19 protein-coding genes are annotated in these 18,218 nt (G+C 68.4%); 10 read left to right on the top strand and 9 right to left on the bottom strand.

Annotated features, from left to right (window positions below; genetic code table 11):
- Positions 1–62: 62 nt before the first annotated feature.
- The gene (locus ATCM_RS07065) at positions 63–953 is read right to left on the bottom strand and encodes a LysR substrate-binding domain-containing protein (protein ID WP_132863703.1); all 891 of its coding nucleotides are present in this window, start codon (positions 951–953) and stop codon (positions 63–65) included.
- 99 nt (positions 954–1,052) lie between these two features.
- On the opposite strand from ATCM_RS07065, the gene ATCM_RS07070 reads away from it, so the two are divergent.
- The 3 genes from ATCM_RS07070 (at position 1,053) to ATCM_RS07075 (ending at position 3,068) form a co-directional block, all read left to right on the top strand.
- The gene (locus tag ATCM_RS07070) at positions 1,053–1,250 is read left to right on the top strand and encodes a hypothetical protein (RefSeq protein ID WP_132863704.1); all 198 of its coding nucleotides are present in this window, start codon (positions 1,053–1,055) and stop codon (positions 1,248–1,250) included.
- Positions 1,251–1,462: 212 nt separating this feature from the next.
- Positions 1,463–1,879 (top strand): hypothetical protein, encoded by a 417-nt coding sequence (locus ATCM_RS19075; protein ID WP_165931139.1) that lies wholly within the window; start codon positions 1,463–1,465, stop codon positions 1,877–1,879.
- A gap of 85 nt (positions 1,880–1,964) precedes the next feature.
- Entirely contained in the window at positions 1,965–3,068 is a 1,104-nt protein-coding gene (locus tag ATCM_RS07075) for a DUF4241 domain-containing protein (RefSeq protein ID WP_165931140.1), read from the top strand.
- A 116-nt stretch (positions 3,069–3,184) separates the two neighbouring features.
- Here ATCM_RS07075 and ATCM_RS07080 read toward each other — a convergent pair whose 3' ends face one another.
- Positions 3,185–4,048 carry a PA4780 family RIO1-like protein kinase gene (locus ATCM_RS07080; RefSeq protein WP_132863708.1) on the bottom strand — a complete coding sequence of 288 codons (864 nt, stop codon included), beginning with the start codon at positions 4,046–4,048 and terminating at the stop codon, positions 3,185–3,187.
- A 170-nt stretch (positions 4,049–4,218) separates the two neighbouring features.
- Positions 4,219–5,391, bottom strand: coding sequence for an acyl-CoA dehydrogenase family protein (locus tag ATCM_RS07085; protein ID WP_132863710.1), 1,173 nt, complete (start codon positions 5,389–5,391; stop codon positions 4,219–4,221).
- Between the two features lie 275 nt (positions 5,392–5,666).
- On the opposite strand from ATCM_RS07085, the gene ATCM_RS07090 reads away from it, so the two are divergent.
- On the top strand, positions 5,667–6,248 hold the full coding sequence (locus tag ATCM_RS07090; RefSeq protein WP_132863711.1) for a hypothetical protein: 582 nt from the start codon (positions 5,667–5,669) through the stop codon (positions 6,246–6,248).
- Between the two features lie 157 nt (positions 6,249–6,405).
- Here ATCM_RS07090 and ATCM_RS07095 read toward each other — a convergent pair whose 3' ends face one another.
- On the bottom strand, positions 6,406–6,864 hold the full coding sequence (locus ATCM_RS07095; RefSeq protein ID WP_343145147.1) for a hypothetical protein: 459 nt from the start codon (positions 6,862–6,864) through the stop codon (positions 6,406–6,408).
- Positions 6,865–7,216: 352 nt separating this feature from the next.
- Between ATCM_RS07095 and ATCM_RS07100 the strand changes: the two genes are divergently transcribed.
- The 3 genes from ATCM_RS07100 (at position 7,217) to ATCM_RS07110 (ending at position 9,605) form a co-directional block, all read left to right on the top strand.
- Entirely contained in the window at positions 7,217–8,593 is a 1,377-nt protein-coding gene (locus ATCM_RS07100) for an amino acid permease (RefSeq protein ID WP_132863713.1), read from the top strand.
- A gap of 94 nt (positions 8,594–8,687) precedes the next feature.
- On the top strand, positions 8,688–9,272 hold the full coding sequence (locus ATCM_RS07105; RefSeq protein ID WP_132863714.1) for a YdeI/OmpD-associated family protein: 585 nt from the start codon (positions 8,688–8,690) through the stop codon (positions 9,270–9,272).
- Between the two features lie 63 nt (positions 9,273–9,335).
- Positions 9,336–9,605: a hypothetical protein gene (locus tag ATCM_RS07110; protein WP_132863716.1), complete on the top strand. Its 270-nt coding sequence runs from the start codon at positions 9,336–9,338 to the stop codon at positions 9,603–9,605.
- Between the two features lie 179 nt (positions 9,606–9,784).
- On the opposite strand, the gene norR is transcribed toward ATCM_RS07110, so the two are convergent.
- A complete protein-coding gene (gene norR, locus ATCM_RS07115) occupies positions 9,785–11,323 on the bottom strand; it encodes a nitric oxide reductase transcriptional regulator NorR (RefSeq protein ID WP_207911788.1) in 1,539 nt (512 codons plus the stop codon).
- A 162-nt stretch (positions 11,324–11,485) separates the two neighbouring features.
- Between norR and hmpA the strand changes: the two genes are divergently transcribed.
- Positions 11,486–12,667 (top strand): NO-inducible flavohemoprotein, encoded by a 1,182-nt coding sequence (gene hmpA / locus ATCM_RS07120; RefSeq protein ID WP_132863720.1) that lies wholly within the window; start codon positions 11,486–11,488, stop codon positions 12,665–12,667.
- A gap of 138 nt (positions 12,668–12,805) precedes the next feature.
- Positions 12,806–13,186: a DUF1761 domain-containing protein gene (locus tag ATCM_RS07125; RefSeq protein ID WP_207911789.1), complete on the top strand. Its 381-nt coding sequence runs from the start codon at positions 12,806–12,808 to the stop codon at positions 13,184–13,186.
- Between the two features lie 82 nt (positions 13,187–13,268).
- Here ATCM_RS07125 and ATCM_RS07130 read toward each other — a convergent pair whose 3' ends face one another.
- From ATCM_RS07130 to aroE, 4 genes are all read right to left on the bottom strand, one after another.
- Positions 13,269–13,682 carry a hypothetical protein gene (locus ATCM_RS07130; protein ID WP_132863723.1) on the bottom strand — a complete coding sequence of 138 codons (414 nt, stop codon included), beginning with the start codon at positions 13,680–13,682 and terminating at the stop codon, positions 13,269–13,271.
- A gap of 102 nt (positions 13,683–13,784) precedes the next feature.
- Positions 13,785–15,884: an ATP-dependent DNA helicase DinG gene (gene dinG / locus ATCM_RS07135; protein ID WP_132863725.1), complete on the bottom strand. Its 2,100-nt coding sequence runs from the start codon at positions 15,882–15,884 to the stop codon at positions 13,785–13,787.
- A gap of 75 nt (positions 15,885–15,959) precedes the next feature.
- Positions 15,960–16,316 carry a hypothetical protein gene (locus ATCM_RS07140; protein WP_132863727.1) on the bottom strand — a complete coding sequence of 119 codons (357 nt, stop codon included), beginning with the start codon at positions 16,314–16,316 and terminating at the stop codon, positions 15,960–15,962.
- A gap of 8 nt (positions 16,317–16,324) precedes the next feature.
- Positions 16,325–17,173: a shikimate dehydrogenase gene (aroE, locus tag ATCM_RS07145; protein ID WP_132863728.1), complete on the bottom strand. Its 849-nt coding sequence runs from the start codon at positions 17,171–17,173 to the stop codon at positions 16,325–16,327.
- Positions 17,174–17,226: 53 nt separating this feature from the next.
- Here aroE and ATCM_RS07150 point away from each other — a divergent pair, with 53 nt between their 5' ends.
- The gene (locus ATCM_RS07150) at positions 17,227–18,105 is read left to right on the top strand and encodes a PD40 domain-containing protein (RefSeq protein WP_132863730.1); all 879 of its coding nucleotides are present in this window, start codon (positions 17,227–17,229) and stop codon (positions 18,103–18,105) included.
- Positions 18,106–18,218: the final 113 nt, after the last annotated feature.

Genomic DNA, 18,218 nt, shown 5'->3' on the forward strand with positions numbered 1-18,218 from the left:
CACGGCCGCCAGGCACGCGTACCGCCAACCGGCCCGATGGCAGCCGTCCCGCGTTCCCCGTGCTAGCCGCCCACGTGTGCACGATGCTCCGCGGCCTCGTCGTGCAGCCATTGGCGGAAGGCAAGAAAGCCGCGGTGCGTGGCCGAGCGCTCCGGGTAGACGAGCCAGTGTGACCAGGGCGTCTTCAGACGCTCCGGCGACAGCAGCACCAGCTGCCCGGACTCGAGCAGCAGCCGCGCGCGCGTGACGCGCCCCAGCGCGACGCCGACGCCATCCAGCGCGGCGCGGTGGTGGGATTCGGAGTCATCGAGGATGGCGATGTAACGCTTCGGCGGTGCCTCACCGACCAGCGCAAACCAGCGGTCCCATTCGCCATCCGGGTCGCCCAGCAATGGCCATTGCGACAAGGGCAACGCGTCGATGCCACCCATGCGTGCCACCAGTGCCGGACTGGCCATGGGCACCAGCCATTCGTCGATCAACGGCTCGGCGGTCAGGCCCGGCCAGTGGCCGTTGCCCACGCGCATCGCGGCATCGAACTGCAACTGCTTTTCGAAATCGACCAGGTGCTGGCTGGACTGCAGGTTGATCTCGATCTGCGGATGCAATGCCACGAACCGCCCCAGGCGCGGCACCAGCCAGGCCGATGCCATGCTCGGCACCGCACTCACCGTCAGCACGCAGTCGTGGCGTGCGGGGAAGGGGCGGAACGCTTCGTTGATCGCATCCAGATGCGGGGCAACCTGGTCGAACAGGCGCCTTCCCTCCGGGGTCAATGCCACGCCACGCGCCTGCCGCAGCAGCAGCGGATAGCCCAGGCGCTCCTCCAGCTGGCGCATCTGGTGGCTGAGTGCACTGACGGTGACATGCATCGTTTCCGCCGCCCGCGAAAGGTTGCCCAGACGGGCGGTGGCGATGAAGCCCTGCAGGAGCTGGAGGGGTGGCTTTGACATTGAGCCTTCAATTTCCCTCAAGCCTTGCTTGAGGAATGATCGCTATTCCAGCCAACAGCTTGGACGCAACATGAGCCCTACTCAAGTAGGAGCATGGAAATGCGCATCTTCAGCGACCTGTTGTTTCTGCACGGACACCTCACCAATGCCGATCTGGCACGGCAGCTGGCCGGTGAAGCAGCGGCATCGGCCGCGAAAGACGTGCACGACCGGCCCGCCAAAGGCACCCCTCCCCAACCCTCCCCTTTGCTACGCAAAAGGGAGGGGGTCGATCCGTGCACCCTGCGTCCCTCGTAGGCGCGGTCTCGCGCAGGGGCGGCCTCCGCCGCGACGCCGGCCTACGACCGGCCTGCCCAACGCATCCGGCCTCAACCCGTTCCTTTGCGGCGCAAAGGAACGGACAGGTCAGCACGGCACGTCCGCATTGACGCGCCAACGGTCCCACTTCGGGTAAAACTCTCCCCGGCGCTGCAAGGCTGCACGCCGTCATCGCACAGGGAGAGAGAACCATGTCCACCCCCCATCCGCCCGCGTCCAGCCGCCGACTGCACTGGATGCTCGCCGGCCTGCTGCTGCCGTTTACCGTGGGCGCGGCACCCCCTGGCCCACTCGGGACCATCAGCGATGTCCGGATCACCGGCCAGGGCGTGGAAACGCCCAGCGATGCGCCGCTATGCGAATCGTTCAAGCCCACCCCGCGCGAGGTCGTGGCGTTCTTCCGGCATGCGGTGGTGATCACGCCACGCCAGGAGCACGACTATTTCCTGCATGGGCCCTGCTATGTCGAGGGCACGCTGCGCACGCGCTACGGGCAGTGGCGATGGCGCCTGCGCAACTTCGGCACGGCCTCTGTCAGCGTGGACGGCGGCGAAGATGCCTTCCTGTTCGCCGACCCGCGCCAGGAATCCTCGCTGGGCGACGACTGATGGCCCTGCCTGGCCTCGCCCGCATGGGCATCCATGGGTCGCCGGCGCGCTACGACACGCTACTGATTTCCGCGAGCATCACATGATGAAGAAATTGTTCGACCTGTTGACCGGCAAGCCGTCCTCACCCGCACCGGCGTCTGCCACCATCGCCCCGACGCCGGAAGCTCGGGTACGGGCCTTCATCCAGCACTGGCACCGGCAATGGACACATGCCCGTGAAACGATGGGCGACGACGTGGATTTCGGCCGCTGGCACAGCCTCGTTTCCGAAGCCGACCAGGCCCACTTCGACAGGGATTGCGGTTCCGGCACGAGCGATGCGTACGGCTCGGACCCGGACTTCGACCCGGCCACCACCGAGGTCATCGGGCAACGGATCGATGGTACGCAGGCGCAGGTGCATACGCGCCGCAACGGCGCTGCCAGCACCCGCTATCACGTGTACGACCTGCGGCACGACGCCAATGGCGATTGGCGGATCAGCCAGGTGTTCACGCTCTTCGATCCACCCACCGCCCCGGTGATCAACGCCGCGCGGTATGCCGAACTGGGCACGCTCAGCACGGCGGATGCGCCGTTGACCGCACCCAACGATGACCTCGCGCTCGACGAGAACCTGCTGTTCCGGGGCGATCGCCGCATCGAGCAGGACGACCTCCGTGGCCAGATCACCCAGCAGGTGATCGGTGAGATCGACATCCGCTCCGGCGTGTTGGCCATCAGCGATTTCGGCTATGGCTTCGATGACCTGCAGCCACTGGCGCGGCGGGCACCGCTGGGCCGCCATCCGGTGGAAACGGTGATGGTCGACCGCCGCGTGGCCGGCATCCGCATCCGCTTCGACCCGCACCGTCGCGCGGTTACCTGGAAGGCCGCGCGCACCCAGCACGGCACCGGCATCTATGGGGTGGACGCCGGCAACCTGGCGATCTTCGATGTCAGTGGGCTGCAGACGCTGAGCCACATCGCGCAGGAGCGCTGCTTCCGCCAGTGGTCAGGCGCAGGCAACGCGCGGACGTTGGCACTGGCCCACCCGGACGACTGCGTCATCACGCCCAGCGGCTACGGCGATGGCGCCTATCCGGCGTTCTGGGGCCTGGATGACAGCGGCACGCTGGTATCGCTGTACGTCGATTTCATGATCCTGATCGAGGAGCGCGACGCGGGCCGCTACGTCTCGCTCTGACCTGCCTTGCAGTTCCACTGCCCCTTCCCCTTGCTGGCGCAACGGGAGGGGCAGTTCGCCATGCACTGGCAACCCCCTCGCAGGAGAAGCCGGCGCATGCGAACGCAACCCGCGCCTCAGTACCCGTCTTCCTCGGCCGCGGCCTCGCGGCCCTGTTGCCGGATCAGGGCTTCCTCGCGTGCATCGTTGATCGCGTGGCGGACACTGTCCAGGTCCACCGCGCGCTCGTCGGGCGTGTACTGGCCACGCAACTCGGTCTCCGGCAGCAGGTCGCCGGCCTGGAACAACTCCCACATCTCCTCGCCGTACCAGGTATCGAGCAATTCGGGCGCCGAGCGCCCCAGGTAGGCGGTGAGGTTGTTGACGTCGCGCAGCAACATGGTGCGCGCGGCGTTGTTGCCGCCGGCGCTGACCACCTGCGGGAAGTCGATCACCACCGGGCCATCCGGGCCGACCAGCACGTTGTAGGGCGACAGGTCGCCGTGGATCAGGCCGCAGCACAGCATCAGCTTGACCTGCTGCACCAGCACCGCGTGGAACTGGCGGGCCTGTTCGGCGGCCAGTTCCACCTCGCCCAGGCGCGCGGCGCTGAAGCCCTCGGCGTCGGTGACCAGTTCCATCACCAGCACGCCGTGGAAATAGCCGTACGGCTCGGGCACCCGCAGGCCGGCCTCGCGCAGCTGGTACAGCGCGTCGACCTCGGTGTTCTTCCACGCCACTTCCTGCTGCTTGCGGCCGTACTTGCTGGCCTTGCCGATCGCGCGCGCCTCGCGGCTGCCGCGCACCTTGCGTCCTTCCTGGTACTGCACGCGCTGCTGGAAGCTGCGCTGGGCCATGTCCTTGTAGACCTTGGCGCAGCGCACGTCATCGCCGCTGCGCACGACGTAGACCGCCGCCTCCTTGCCGCTCTTCAGTGGGCGCAACACTTCGTCGATGACGCCATCGTCGATCAGGACCTGGAGTTGGGGGGGTGTCTTCACGGGTTCTCGGTGCTGCCAACAGGAGTGAAATACGCCTGGCCACGTGTGCCAGGCGCGCCCATTGTCACCGATGGTAGGCGAGCGGGGCCGAGGTGGGTGTGACCGCCGTTGTCAGCCAGACATGGAAACGGCCGGCAGGGCCGGCCGTCCGTGTCACGCAGCGCGCGCGTTCAGAACGCGTTGATGCCGGTCAACTCGCGGCCGATCACCAGCTGGTGCACGGTCTCGGTGCCTTCGTACGTGATCACCGATTCCAGGTTCAGGGCATGCCGGATCGCACCGTGCTCGGTGGTGATGCCGGCACCGCCGAGCAGGTCACGACACTCGCGGGCGATGTCGATGGCCAGGCGGCAATTGTTCCACTTGGCCAGCGACACCTGCTGCGGCTGCATCTGCCCGGCGTCCTTCAGGCGGCCAAGCTGCAGCACCAGCAACTGCCCGGCGGTGATGCGACGGGCCATGTCGGCCATCTTGATCTGCGCGCTCTGGGTGGCCGCGACCGGGCGGCCGAACAGGATCCGCTCCTTGGTGTAGGCCAGCACTTCGTCCAGGCAGGCGATGGCCGCGCCCAGCGGGCCCCAGGTGATGCCGTAGCGGGCCTGGGTCAGGCAGCCCAGCGGCCCCTTCAGGCCCTTCACGTTGGGCAGGCGGTTGGCATCGGGCACGCGCACGTTGTCGAAGAACAGGGCGCCGGTCACCGAGGCACGCAGGCTCATCTTGTGCTTGATCTCCTGGGCGGTGAAGCCCGGGGTGCCCTTCTCGATCACGAAGCCCTGCACGCCCTCCTCGGTGTTGGCCCAGACGATGGCGATGTCGGCCACCGAGCCGTTGGTGATCCACATCTTCGAACCGTTGATGACCCAGTCCCCGCCACCCTTCACCGCGCGGGTCTTCATGCTGGCCGGGTCCGAGCCACCGTGCGCCTCGGTCAGGCCGAAGCAGCCGATCACCTTGCCGCGCGCCATGTCCGGCAGCCAACGCAGGCGCTGCTCCTCCGAGCCGTAGGCGTAGATGGGGTACATGCACAGCGAGCTCTGCACCGACACGAAGCTGCGCAGGCCCGAATCACCGCGCTCCAGCTCCTGGCAGATCAGGCCGTAGCTGACACCGTTCAGCCCGGCGCCGCCGTACTGCTCCGGCAGCGTGCTGCCCAGCAGGCCCATCTCGGCGATCTCGGGGATCAGTTCGTTCGGGAAACGCCCCTGGTCGAAGCAGTCGCCGATGATCGGCAACACGCGCTCGTCGGTGAAGCGGGCGACCGAATCCTGCACGGCGCGCTCTTCCTCGCTCAGCAACGAACGCACATCGAACAAATCGTAGGGGTTCAGGGTCTTCAGGCTCATTACGGTCTCTGGAAGGCGCATCCGCGCGCGGAAGGTAGGGATAAGGTAGTTCAATCGGGCGCGGAGGATTGCTGCAGGCGCACGCTCACCGGGCCTCTCGCTCGCTTCCATGCCCTTGCCCGGTGGCCAGCCCGCCCCTGCCCTGCGCAGCCAGCCCCTGCGCAGCCAGCCCCTGCACACCGGGCCTGCACACCGGGCTGCGGATACTTGGCCACGGGGGCGCGTCGGTCGATGCCGGCGCCGCTCCCGCCCAGGCAGTCAGGAGTGGTGCGGTAATGCAGGGAACCCAAGGCAACACCGGCGCGCGCGGGACGATCACGGTCACCCTCAACGCACGCCTTCAACCGGTCCACCGGACAGAGCTGGAGGACGCATTCAACGATGCCTGCCAGCTTCACGGCATCCATGCCGAGGTGATCGGCGGCGGCACCCTGCTGGCGTCCAGCGGCGAAGTGGCCAACTGCGACCTGCGGATCCGGGTGGATGACCTGGGCGGTGACAGCGTGCTCCTGATCCGGCGCCTGTTCGAGGCGATGCTGGCCCCGGTCGGCTCCAGCATCAGCCTGCCCGGCGGTGGCCCACGCATTCCATTTGGCGTGCACCAGGGCCTGGGCCTGTACCTCAATGGCACCGACCTGCCCGCCGAGGTCTACCAGACCTGCGACATCAACCACGTCCACGAGGAATGCATGCGCCGCCTGGAAGGCGTGGGCATGCTCAACAGCCACTGGCAGGGCCCCACCGAAGCCGCGCTGTACATGTACGGCGACAGCTTCGATCGCATGCACGCGGCCATCACGCCGCTGCTGGACAGCTACCCGCTGTGCCAGCGGTGCCGGGTCGAGCGCATCGCCTGAGCACGGCCCCCTTCACCGGCATGCCCCCGCTGACCCGATGGCAATGGCGCCCTGCCGGGGCATGGAGCACGCCTCGCTGGCATTCGCGCTGCTGATCGGCCAGGCCTCACTACGGCACCGACCAGTCATTTTGTCGATCGCGGACACCGCACGCCCGCTACGACATCTCCTCCTCGCCGCCGCGCCCGGCGCCATAGCCGAGCCCCGCCCCCATGCCGCCCATGCCGCCACCGCCACCCTTGCCTGCGCCGCCGGCCGCACCCTCCTTGTCCTTGCCGCCACCTTTTCCGCCACCGCCACTGGAGGTCGGGCGCGCCGGCCCCTGCTGCGGGATCGCCACGCTGGCCGGGATGGTGTCCAGATCGAGCACGCCCCGGATGAAGTCGCGCAGCGACACCACCAGTGCCGCGGTATGGATCGGCCGGCCCTGGACCATGTCGGTGGCCGCGCGCGCCGCCAACCGCACCTGTTCCTCGGTGCCGAGCAGGATGACGTCCGACAGGGCCGCCTCCACCGCATCGCGGATGCGCCGCGCCCGGTCGCCGGCCTCGCCGCCATCGATCGGCGGCAGCAACAGCGCGCCCTCGGCATCGGGGGTGGCCTGGCCTTGTGCCAACCCGGAGGCGCGTCGGCGGATCTCGCGCAGGTGGATAGGCGGCGATCAAGGTCTTGAGCCGCTCGTTGATCTGCCGGTTGGCTGCCTCGCGCTTCTGCTGCACTACCTGCATCACCAGCAGGCGGATGCCCACGCCGATCAGGGTGATGATCGCCAGGCCCACCAGGGTGGAAAGCAGGCCCTGCCACGAGCTGAAATCCAGGCCGCGCATCCGTCATCCATTGCTGCAGGCGCACATCGGCGCGCCGGGATGTCCATCCTACTGGCAGCAGGCCGTGGCGGGCGCGATGGACAGACACGATGACAATCGAACGCGGTAAGGTGTCGCACTTCTCTACACCAGATCGTTCAGATGTCCGCCAATTCCACCGCCCCGGCCAGTGCGCCGTCGCAGAATCTGGAACGCGCGCTCAAGCCGCGCCAGCTGATCATGATGGGACTGGGCAGCGCCATCGGCGCCGGCCTGTTCCTGGGCTCGGGCGTCGGCATCCACGCCGCTGGCCCGGCCGTGCTGATCTCCTACCTGGTCGCCGGCACCCTGGTGATCATCATGATGCACGCGATGGGCGAGATGGCCGCCGCGCGCCCCACCAGCGGCGCGTTCTCGGTCTACGCGGCCGACGCACTCGGCCCGACCGCCGGTGCCACCGTGGGCTGGCTGTGGTGGGCGCAGCTGGTGGTGGTGATCGCCGCCGAATCGGTTGGCGCGGCCGGCCTGCTCAAGACGATATGGCCGGAGCTGTCGGTGCCTCTGGTATCGCTGGCCTTCATGGTGGTGTTCACCATCATCAACCTGATGGGCGTGCGCAACTACGGCGAGTTCGAGTTCTGGTTCGCCATCCTCAAGGTCGGCGCGATCATCGGCTTCATCCTGATCGGCATCGCCCTGCTGTGCGGCCTGCTACCCAACGTGCCATCGCCGGGCCTGTCCAACATCACCGGCCATGGCGGCTTCATGCCCAAGGGCCTGGCCGGCATCGGCGCGGCCTTGCTGGTGGTGGTGTTCGCCTTCGGCGGCACCGAGATCGTGGCCGTCGCCGCGGCCGAAACCCAGGACCCGGAGCGCAGCCTGGCCCGCGCCATCCGCACCGTGGCCTGGCGCATCCTGGTGTTCTACATCGGCTCGATCGGCGTGATCATCGCCGTGGTGCCATGGACCAGCGATGCGCTGCGCTCCCCGTTCGCCGCGGTGCTGCAGGTGGCCAACATCCCCGGCGCGGCCACCGCGATCACGCTGATCGCGGTGATCGCCCTGCTCTCGGCGCTCAATGCCAACCTCTACGGTGCCTCGCGGATGATGTACTCGCTGGCCTCGCGTGGCGAAGCACCGCGCTGGCTGGGCCGCACCAACGCCCGCCAGGTGCCGCTGATCGCGGTGCTGGCCAGCGTGCTGTTCGGTTTCGGCGCGACCGTGCTGGAGCTGCTGTACCCGGACAAGGTGCTGCCGGTGCTGCTCAACGTGGTCGGCTCGACCTGCCTGCTGGTGTGGACCCTGACCCTGGTCTCGCAGTTGATCCTGCGCCGCCGCGCCGAACGCAACGGCACCCCGTTGCCATTCAGGATGGCCGGTTTCCCCTACCTGACGTTGCTGGCGCTGGCCATCCTCGCGCTGATCTTCGCGCTGCTGCTGAGCACCCCGGAGACCCGCCTGCAGTTCCTGTCGATGGCCGTGTTCACCGCCTTCATCGCGCTGTGCAGCGGCCTGGCACGGCGCCTACGCCGCGCCTGACCGTACCCAAAAAGGCCGTTGACGAGCCCGCCGCATCGGCGGGCTTGTTTTGCCGGCCGACTGACGGCAGGCTTCGCGCATCCGAGGCCCCGTCATGTCCCCCGATCCCCGCGTCGACGCCTACATCGCCAACGCCGCCGATTTCGCGCAACCCATCCTGCGCGAGATCCGGGCACGCGTGCACGCCGGTTGCAGCCAGGCCGAGGAAGCCATCAAGTGGGGCATGCCCAGCTTCCTGTACAAGGGCAAGCTGCTGTGCGGGATGGCCGCTTTCAAGGCGCATGCCACGCTGGGCTTCTGGCAACGCCAGGCCGGCCCGGGCGACAACACCGAGGCCATGGGCCAGTACGGGCGCCTGCAGCACGCCCGGGACCTGCCGGACAAGCGCGCGTTCGCCGCACAACTGCGCGAGGGCATGCGCCGCATCGACAGCGGCGTGAAGGCCCCGCGGCGTGCGCCGCGGGCCGCCCTGCCGATACCGCCGGCCTTCGCCCAGGCGCTGGCCGCGGCCCCACAGGCCCAGGCCGCCTTCGACGGCTTCGCCCCCGGCTACCAGCGCGACTACCTGGAGTGGATCGGCGAGGCCAAGCGCGAAACCACCCGGCAACAACGCATCACCCAGGCCATCGCGTGGTTATCCGATGGCAAGCACCGCAACTGGAAGCACGAGAAGCATTGACGCAGGACGCGCCAGAGATTCCACTTCACCCGAAATCACGACCCCCAGCCCTACCGTCCCCCCATGATCGACCAAGAAGCCCTCATCCAGCGCGCCATCGACCCGTCATCCGTCAAGCTGGAAGGCACGCTGACCAATCCGCCGTCCTTCGGCGTGTACGCCATCGATGCCGATGACGGCAGCACGCACTACCGCTTCGGCAGCCACCCGGTGCGCATGCACGAACTGGAAGACAAGTTCGGCGGCTGCGAGCTGGAATACCTGTTCCTCGCGCGCGAGGACGCCGCGGCGATGACCGCGGCATTGAACCGCCCGGAAGACGAGGAAGGCTGAGCAACGGGGACGACGCCGGGCGCACTGGCTTCCCCTCACCCCTGCCTGCGGCACAAGGCAGGGGGTCGTCCATGCGAACGGCCGGTCCACTGCAGTACCGCAATTGCCCCTCGCTTGTGCGGCAGGCATAGGGGAAAGGGGCAAGTGCCACCGTCAAGCCCCTCGAACCCCAACCCCGGCTACTTCAGCCCCAGGCGTTTGGCCAGGCGATTCAGGTTGGCCCGATCCAACCCCAGCAGGCGCGCGCTCTCGGTCCAGTTGCCCGCCGTGCGCTCCAGCGTGGCGGCGATGCGCTGGCGCTGGAAATCATCCACGGCCTTGCGCAGGTCCTCGGGCTGCAGCGCTTGTCCGGCACCAGCCGGGGCCTGCACGCTGGCATCGCTGTGCACCGGCAACTCCAGCGCCGCCGCATCGACGGTGAGGATGCGCGGGCGCACCGTGCCGCTGGCTGCCAGCGCGCGCAGCACTGCACGACCGATCAGATGCTCCAGTTCCCGCACATTGCCCGGCCAGTCGTAGCCAAGCAGCGCGGCCTGGGCATCGGCGGACAGGCGCAGGCTGCGCAGGCCCATCCGCGAACGCGCCTCTTCGATGAAGAAGCCCGCCAGCAGCAGCACGTCGCGCTCGCGCTCGCGCAGCGGCGGCACCCGTAGCGGATAGGCGCCCAGGCGGTGGTACAGGTCGGCGCGGAAACGCCCCTGCCGCACCGCGTCGGCCAGGTCCAGGTTGGTGGCGGCGATCACCCGCACGTCCACCTGGTGCTCGCGGTCCGAGCCCACCCGCTGCAGTTGCCCGCTCTGCAGCACGCGCAGCAGCTTGGCCTGGCTGGCCAGCGGCAGCTCGCCGACCTCGTCCAGGAACAGCGTGCCGCCATCGGCCAGTTCGAACTTGCCGCGCCGCTCGCCCACCGCGCCGGTGAACGCGCCGCGCACGTGGCCGAACAGTTCGCTTTCCACTAGTGCATCGGGCAGGGCGGCGCAGTTGATGACCACCATCGGCTTGTCCTTGCGCGCGGACTGGCGATGGATGCCGCGCGCCACCAGTTCCTTGCCGACGCCGGTCTCGCCGCTGATCAGCACGCTCAGGTCACTGGGCGCGACCAGCGCGATCTCCTTGCGCAGCGCCTTGAAGGCCGTGCTCTGCCCCACCACCTCCGGTGGCGTGCGCTGCCCAGCCGCCGCACGCCAGGTTTCGGCCAGCGCCTGCTCCTCGCTCAACCGGGCCGCCAGCGTGCCGATCCGTTCGCCGGCCTTTACCGTGGCCGCGGCGAGGCTGGCGAAGGCTTCCAGCCGGTCGCGCTGGATCTGCTCGAACTGGCCGGGGGTGAGGGCGTCCATGGTCAGCATGCCCCACGGGCGGCCGTCGATGTACAGCGCGCAGCCCATGCAGTCATGCACCTCCAGGTGGCCGTGCACCGACTCGACCAGGCCGTCGTAGGGATCGGGCAGGCCGCAGTCGGCGGCGAAGTGCACCGTGCCCTGCCCCTGCAGGATCGCCGCCAGCCGCGGGTGCTCGTCCAGCCGGAAGCGGCGACCGAGCGTGTCGGTGCTCAACCCTTCCACCGCCAGCGGCACCGCCTGTTCGCCCTCCAGCCGCAGCAGCGCCACCGCATCGCTGGGCAACAGCTGCCGCAGCACCCGCAGCAACCGGCCATAGCGCTCGACATCGGCCAGGTCGTCGCGGGCCAGGTCGTCAACCAGCGGGATGATCCCCGACATGAAGGGGTTGCAGGTCATTTCGACACCCCAGAGTCATTTCGACCCGTATCGAACCGGGTCGTTTCAACCCGTATACCAGCCAAGTTATTGATTTTCATATACAGAAAAGCTGGCACGAAATATGGAACCCACAGGGTACCCCAAGCAGAAAGAGAAACACCCATGTTGACTGCTGCACAGCGCGACCTGATCAAGGCCACCGTTCCCCTGCTGGAAACCGGCGGTGAAGCCCTGACCAAGCACTTCTACGGCCTGATGCTGACCGAGAGCGATGCGGCGCGCCCGTTGTTCAACCAGGCCCACCAGTCCAGCGGCGACCAGCCGCGTGCGCTGGCCAACTCGGTGCTGATGTACGCCAAGCACATCGACCGGCTGGAGGCGCTGGGCCCGCTGGTCGGCCAGATCGTGGCCAAGCATGTCGCCCTGCAGGTGCTGCCCGAGCACTACCCGATCGTCGGCCACTACCTGCTGCGTTCGATCCGCGAGGTGCTGGGGCCGGAGATCGCCACCGACGAGATCATCGATGCCTGGGGCACCGCCTACCAGATGCTGGCCGACCTACTGATCGGCGCCGAGGAATCGGTGTACGCGGCCAACGAGCAGGCACCGGGCGGCTGGCGCGGCGGGCGCATGTTCCAGGTGGTCGACAAGGTCCGCGAAAGCGCCGAGATCACTTCCTTCCATCTGCAGCCGGTCGACGGCGGCGCGGTGGTGGACTTCCAGCCCGGACAGTACATCGGCATGCGCCTGCAGATCGATGGCCAGGAAGTGCGCCGCAACTACTCGCTGTCGGCCGTGCCCAATGGCCGCAGTTACCGCATCAGCGTCAAGCGCGAGGACGGCGGCAAGGTGTCCAACCACCTGCACGACAACGTGCAGCTCGGCGACGCGCTGGAGCTGTTCGCCCCGGCCGGCGACTTCACGCTGGTGGCCGGTGACCGCCCGATCGCCCTGATCAGCGGTGGCGTGGGCATCACCCCGACCCTGCCGATGCTGGAGCAGGCGCTGGCCAGCGGCCGCCCGGTGCACTTCATCCATTGCGCGCGCAACGGCCAGGTGCATGCATTCCGCCAGTTCATCGCCGACATGCAGAAGCAGCACCCGCAGCTGCGCAGCTACACCTGCTACAGCGAGGCGCTGCCGGGCGATGCCGCCGATGCCGAAGGCCTGCTCAGCCGCGAACTGCTGCAGCAGTGGCTGCCGGCCGAAGGCAACGTGGACGCGTACTTCCTGGGCCCGAAGCCGTTCATGGCCCAGGTGAAGAAGCTGCTGCGCGACGTGGGCGTGCCGGACGCACAGAGCCGCTACGAGTTCTTCGGGCCGGCGGCGGCGTTGGAGGCCTGATCCCGGGCACCGCCAGGGAACAGGAAGGGCCGGTGGCATGCCACCGGCCCTTTTTTTTACCCGCGGACCGCCTGCAGCCCCGCTGTTGGCCCGCGCATGCGGATACGATGCGGGCATCGTCCGGGGAGGGGGAATCGCATGAACGTTTACGCCGTGGTGTTGGCCGCCGTGTCCAGCTTCGTGCTGGGAGGCTTGTGGTACTCACCGGCGCTGCTCGGCCGTGCATGGAACCGGGAGAACGGTGGCGACGTGCCGCAGGGACACCCGGCCAAGGTGTTCGGCGTGAGCTTCGTGTTCTCGCTGGTGGCCGCGTTCGCATTCGCGTGGTGGCTGGGCCCGGCACCGCCGCTGCCGCACGCCGTGCTGAGCGGCCTGGTGGTGGGCTTGGGGATGGTCGCGGCGAGTTTCGGCATCAACTACCAGTTCGCCCAGCGCAGTACCGCGCTGTGGCTGATCGACGGCGGCTACCACACGGTGCAGTTCGTGCTGTTCGGCCTGGTCCTGGGCCTGTGGCACTGAGCAGGGCGGTGGTGGTTGCGGTTGCGCCCGTCTGCTCGCCTTGTTCACGCAACGGCAGCGGCGTGTCCAAGCAGGAAACCGATCAGCCCAGTCGCGCCTGCAACCAACGCTCGACCACCACCACCGTCCCCAGCTTCGCCGGCACCTGCAGCGCCAGCACGCGTGCCAGCGCATCGGCATGACGGATGAAGGCCTGCCTGGCCACCCGCTGCGCCTGCTGCACCGTCGATTGCTGCCGACGCAACTGCACGATCTGCAGTGACGGGCGTCCGGGCGGTGCGAACTTCTGGTAGCGCCGCAGCTCGTCGGCGACCAGGCCCACGTCCACGCCGCACCTGGCCAGTGCCTGTCCGGCCTGCAGCACCTGCTCCAGCGCACGACCGACTTCGGTCAGCCCGTCGGCGTCGAACAGCGCCAACGACGCCAGTGCGGGGTCGTGGTGCTGGAGGCGTTGCAGCTGGGTTTCCCAGGGGAAGGTCGCGGTGAAGTCGGGCATGGGATGGATATCGGTAGAAGAGGAGAGTACGAGGCGGGTGTGCGGACCCTCACCCCAACCTCTCTCCCGCTTGCGGGAGAGGGGCTTTTCATCTTTCGGCGGCTAGCCGATCACCCGCTTGAACGGCGGCAGCGCGTCGATGATGCGCTTGCCATAGCGGCGCGTCAGCAGCCGCGAGTCGAGGATGACCACCCGCCCGGTGTCGGTCGAGGTGCGGATCAGGCGGCCGGCGAACTGCGTCAGCGTGCGCAGCGCGTGCGGGATCGCGATCAGGTTGAACGAGTTCAGGCCACGGCTTTCGAACCACTCGCTCAGGGTCGAGGTCTGCGGATCGGTCGGCACCGCGAACGGCACCTGGGTGATCACCACCGTGGTGCAGGCCTCGCCCGGCAGGTCCAGGCCTTCGCCGAACGAATTCAAACCGAACAGCACCGAGCCCTCGCCTGCGGCGGTGCGCTTGAGGTGCTCGTCGATCATCTTCTGCTTGGCGCCCTCGCCCTGCACCAGCACCTTCCTGCGCAGGGAGGCCGGCATCAGCTCGGCCACCTTTTCCATCTTCCAGCGCGAGGTGAACAACACGATGCTGCCCTTGTCCCAATCCAGTTCGGCGGCCAGGTACCTGGCCACTTCCTTGGGATGGCGCTCGCGGTCGTCCGGCGTCACCGGGAACTTCGGCACGACCAGCTCGGCCTGGTTGGGCAGGTCGAACGGCGAGGCCAGCGACACCATCTCCGCGTCCTCCGGGATGCCGTTGTCGATGGCCAGCGACTGGAAATCACCGCCACCGGTGAGCGTGGCCGAGGTCATCACCACCGAATCCACTTCGTCCCACAGCAGCTTGCGCAGCACCATCGCCGCCGACACCGGCGAGCAATGCAACTGGTAGTCGCCCTCGCGCGACAGGGTCACCCAGCGCGCGATCGGCGGCTGGCCTTCCTTGTCCTCGCGGCGCCAGCCCGCCCACAGGTTGTACTGCTGCTCGATCATCTCCAGCGCCATGCCCAGGTTGCGCTGCAGGCGTTCATGGCCGGCATCGTCGGGCTTGCCCTTGGCCACCAGCGCGGTAGCGGCGGTGGCCCAGTTGAGCAAGGCGCGGGTTTCGTCGGCCAGTTCCTCGATGGGCTGCTTCCATGCCTCCGGCAGGCGGCCGTTGGCGGCGCGCCACATCGGCTCGCGCTCGTCGGGCTGCGGGATCCACACATGCGCGATCTCGTCGCGGAAGCCCTTGAGCAGCTTGCTGACCCGCGAAGCCACCTCGATGGCCTCGTTGGGCAGCAGGTTGCCGATCTTGTCCTTGTCCACCGCGCGGTAGGCGCCGGCGATCAGGATCTGCAGGCGGCCGGTGCGCTTGGCCATGTCGTCCAGCGGCAGGAACGCCGCGCCCTGGTCGATGGCAACGTTGCCGATGTGGTGGCCTTCGTCCAGCACCAGCAGCATGTCAGCGGGCGGGGCGATCAACGGCTGGCCGCTGTCGCTCTCGCCGATGGACAGCGCCGACAGCAGCAGAGCGTGGTTGGTCACCACGATCTGCGCGTCGCGCACCTCGTTGCGTGCGCGCAGCACCGGGCATTGCGCCGAATAGGCACAGCGCCGGCCGGCGCAGGCCGAAGCCGGCGTGGTGATGCGCATGCGCAAGGTGGGGGTGACGGTTTCCGGCGCGTTGTCCAGGTCGCCGTTCCAGCGGCCCTCGATGAAGGCCTTGGTCAGCTTCTCGGCCACGTCCATCTCGATCGGCGCCAGCGGCCGGTCGTAGAGCGGCACGTCGTCGCCGAACATGCCTTCCTGCACGCCCTCGCCCTGTGCCTCGGCGGCATTGCGCGTGCACAGGTAACGGGTGCGGCCCTTGGCCAGCGCCACCGTGGCCTGCAGGCCCGTGGCCTTGAGGAAATTGGGGATGTCGCGCTCGACCAGCTGCGACTGCAGCGCCACCGTGCCGGTGCTGATGACCAGCTTCTTCCTGCTGGCCAGCGCGATCGGCACGCCGGCGGTGAGATAGCCCAGGCTCTTGCCGACGCCGGTGGGCGCTTCGACCACGCCGACGTTGCCGGTGGCCAGCGCGCGCGAGACCACGCCGATCATCTGGCTCTGCGAGCGGCGCGTGCTGAAGCCGGGGGTATTGGCCTGCAGCTTGGCGTAGGCGTCGCGGATGCCGGCTTTCAGGTCTTCGGTCAGCGTCCGGGGTGCTTCTACTTTTTCCGTCACGCCAACCTGCCACCTGCTCCGTTCAAGGCGGGCATTTTCCCATACCCGCCCGCATTCACCGAATGCGCCGCCGGCTCAGGGTTTGCCGCCCGCGGCGGGACGCCGCAGCGCCTGCGCCACGCCCCATGCCAGCAGGATGAAGCCGGCCGCCTCCAGCAGCGAAAGCCCGATGTGGACGACGCTGAGCAGCGTATTCAGCCCGCTCAGCGCGCCGTAGTTGCCCTGCGCCAGGAACAGCAATGGCAGCACCGCCAACCCACCGCCCACCACGGTGCACAGCAGCAGCACCGACAAGCCCCACAGCACCATCTGGCGTGGCCGGCTCGACGGGGTATCGAACACCATCATCACCGCCACACCCAGCGCGATGATGATCGGCAGCCGGTAACCAATGGAAACCAGCAGTGTGGACAACAGCTCGGTACTGTTCATCGCGCCACTCAGTCCGCGGTGACCAGCAGCGCGTCGCCCGCGCGCAGCTCGGCGTAGATCGCATCGGTCTCCGGACGCATGCCGTGCCATTGCTGGAAGCTCTCGGCGGCCTGCTCGACCAGCATGCCTAGGCCATCGAAGCTGTTGCGGCAACCGGCCGCACGCGCCCAGGCCAGGAACGGGATGGAGGCCTCGCCGTAGTTCAGGTCAACCGCAGTGGTCATGCTGTTGACCAGCGACAGCGGCAGGCTGAAGCCACTCTCGTTGCCGCGCGCGGCCGAGGTGGCGTTGATGATCAGTTCGAAGTCGCCCTGCTCGCGCAACTGCTCCCAGTAGGCGGAGATGGCGCGGCCGGGTTCGCTCATCGCATCGATCAGCGCATCGGCACGCTCCGGCGAGCGGTTGACCACGATCAGCTCGAGGATGCCGGCATCCAGCAGCGCCGGCGCCACGCCGCGCGCGGCGCCACCGGCACCGAGCAGCAACACGCGGCGACCACGCAGGTCCAGGCCGTGGCGGCCGGTGAGGTCACGCACCAGGCCGATGCCGTCGGTGTTGTCACCGTGCCAGCGCTCGCCCTTGCGCAACAGCGTGTTGACTGCGCCGGCGCGCTGCGCGCGCGAAGTGGTGGTGGTGCACAGGGCGAAGGCGGCTTCCTTGTGCGGCAGGGTCACGTTGGCGCCCACGCCACCGTCGGCGGCAAAGGCTTCCAGCGCGGCCGGGAACTGTTCCGGCGAGGCCTCGATGGCGCGGTAGTCCACCGCGATGCCATGGGCCTTGCCGAACGCGGTCTGGATGCGCGGTGATTGCGAGTGGGCGATGGGCTGACCAAATACGGCGTAGCGGGGCGCGCTCATGGGTTTCCTCTGCATGACCTAGACTGGACGCGACCTTCACCTGCGGAACCCTGATGCGGACCCGACCACTGCTGCTCGCGCTGACTGCGAGTCTACTCTGTACCCCGGCAGCCTCGGCGCTTTCCGAGTTCGGCATCGAGGGCATGGGGGTGGTCTCCACCCGCGCCGACGAACTGCGCGCCACGCTCAGCGCCGACGGGCAGCGCATCGTCTGGGCCAGCAACCGCGACGGCGGCGCCGGCGGCTGGGACCTGTGGCAGGCCACGCTGCAGGACAAGCGCTGGGTGGACCCACGGCCACTGTCGCTCAACAGCGCGGCCGACGAGGTGGATCCGTTCCTCAGCACGGACGGCCGCTGGCTGTACTTCGCCTCCAACCGCACCGGTGGCCAGGGCGGGTTCGACCTGTACCGTGCGCCGCTCGCGGCCGATGGCTACATCGGTGCACCACAACGGCTGGACGGGCCGGTCAACGGCCGCCAGGACGAACGCTCTCCCGCCCTGGCCGACGACGGGCGGTTGCTGTTCGCCAGCAACCGTACCGGCGGTGTGGGCGGTTGGGACCTATGGACGGCGGCCCGCGCCGGCGACGGCTTCGCCGCACCGACCCCGATGGCCGGCATCAACAGCGCCGCCGATGAAGTCGATGGCAGCTGGCTGGGCGGTGGCCGCGCGGTGGTGTTCGCCCGTGCCACGGCGAGCGGCGGCGCGCAGACCTGGGTCGCGCAGTGCCAACAGGCGGCCTGGGGCACGGCCACGCTGCTGGGGCTGTCGTTCAACAGCCAGGACGGCGATACCCGCGGGGCCGTGCTTGATGCCAACAAGCCCGCCGAGCTGGTGCTCAGCGGCAAGGCGCGGGCACCGCGGGCCGGCGGGCTGGATCTCTACCGGATGAAGGCGCCGGTGGTGGATGGCAGCGACGACTGCCGCTAGCCAAGCGCGAAGAGCCCCCCTCCCCGGCCCTCCCCTTGGCTGCGCCAAAGGGAGGGGGTGATTCACGCAGGTCGGTCAGGTCATCGCGAAACCGTGCTCCTACCCCCTCCCTT

Origin of the sequence: Stenotrophomonas sp. ATCM1_4 (genome assembly GCF_004348115.1) — a bacterium.
GTDB classification, from domain to species: Bacteria; Pseudomonadota; Gammaproteobacteria; order Xanthomonadales; family Xanthomonadaceae; genus Stenotrophomonas; species Stenotrophomonas capsici.

Bases quoted from the DNA above. Each gene is read 5' to 3' on its own strand.
- ATCM_RS07065 (WP_132863703.1), bottom strand. From the start codon at position 953: ATGTCAAAGCCACCCCTCCAGCTCCTGCAGGGCTTCATCGCCACCGCC.
- ATCM_RS07070 (WP_132863704.1), top strand. From the start codon at position 1,053: ATGCGCATCTTCAGCGACCTGTTGTTTCTGCACGGACACCTCACCAAT.
- ATCM_RS19075 (WP_165931139.1), top strand. From the start codon at position 1,463: ATGTCCACCCCCCATCCGCCCGCGTCCAGCCGCCGACTGCACTGGATG.
- ATCM_RS07075 (WP_165931140.1), top strand. From the start codon at position 1,965: ATGAAGAAATTGTTCGACCTGTTGACCGGCAAGCCGTCCTCACCCGCA.
- ATCM_RS07085 (WP_132863710.1), bottom strand. From the start codon at position 5,391: ATGAGCCTGAAGACCCTGAACCCCTACGATTTGTTCGATGTGCGTTCG.
- ATCM_RS07090 (WP_132863711.1), top strand. From the start codon at position 5,667: ATGCAGGGAACCCAAGGCAACACCGGCGCGCGCGGGACGATCACGGTC.
- ATCM_RS07100 (WP_132863713.1), top strand. From the start codon at position 7,217: ATGTCCGCCAATTCCACCGCCCCGGCCAGTGCGCCGTCGCAGAATCTG.
- ATCM_RS07105 (WP_132863714.1), top strand. From the start codon at position 8,688: ATGTCCCCCGATCCCCGCGTCGACGCCTACATCGCCAACGCCGCCGAT.
- ATCM_RS07110 (WP_132863716.1), top strand. From the start codon at position 9,336: ATGATCGACCAAGAAGCCCTCATCCAGCGCGCCATCGACCCGTCATCC.
- norR (WP_207911788.1), bottom strand. From the start codon at position 11,323: ATGTCGGGGATCATCCCGCTGGTTGACGACCTGGCCCGCGACGACCTG.
- hmpA (WP_132863720.1), top strand. From the start codon at position 11,486: ATGTTGACTGCTGCACAGCGCGACCTGATCAAGGCCACCGTTCCCCTG.
- ATCM_RS07125 (WP_207911789.1), top strand. From the start codon at position 12,806: ATGAACGTTTACGCCGTGGTGTTGGCCGCCGTGTCCAGCTTCGTGCTG.
- ATCM_RS07130 (WP_132863723.1), bottom strand. From the start codon at position 13,682: ATGCCCGACTTCACCGCGACCTTCCCCTGGGAAACCCAGCTGCAACGC.
- ATCM_RS07140 (WP_132863727.1), bottom strand. From the start codon at position 16,316: ATGAACAGTACCGAGCTGTTGTCCACACTGCTGGTTTCCATTGGTTAC.
- aroE (WP_132863728.1), bottom strand. From the start codon at position 17,173: ATGAGCGCGCCCCGCTACGCCGTATTTGGTCAGCCCATCGCCCACTCG.
- ATCM_RS07150 (WP_132863730.1), top strand. From the start codon at position 17,227: ATGCGGACCCGACCACTGCTGCTCGCGCTGACTGCGAGTCTACTCTGT.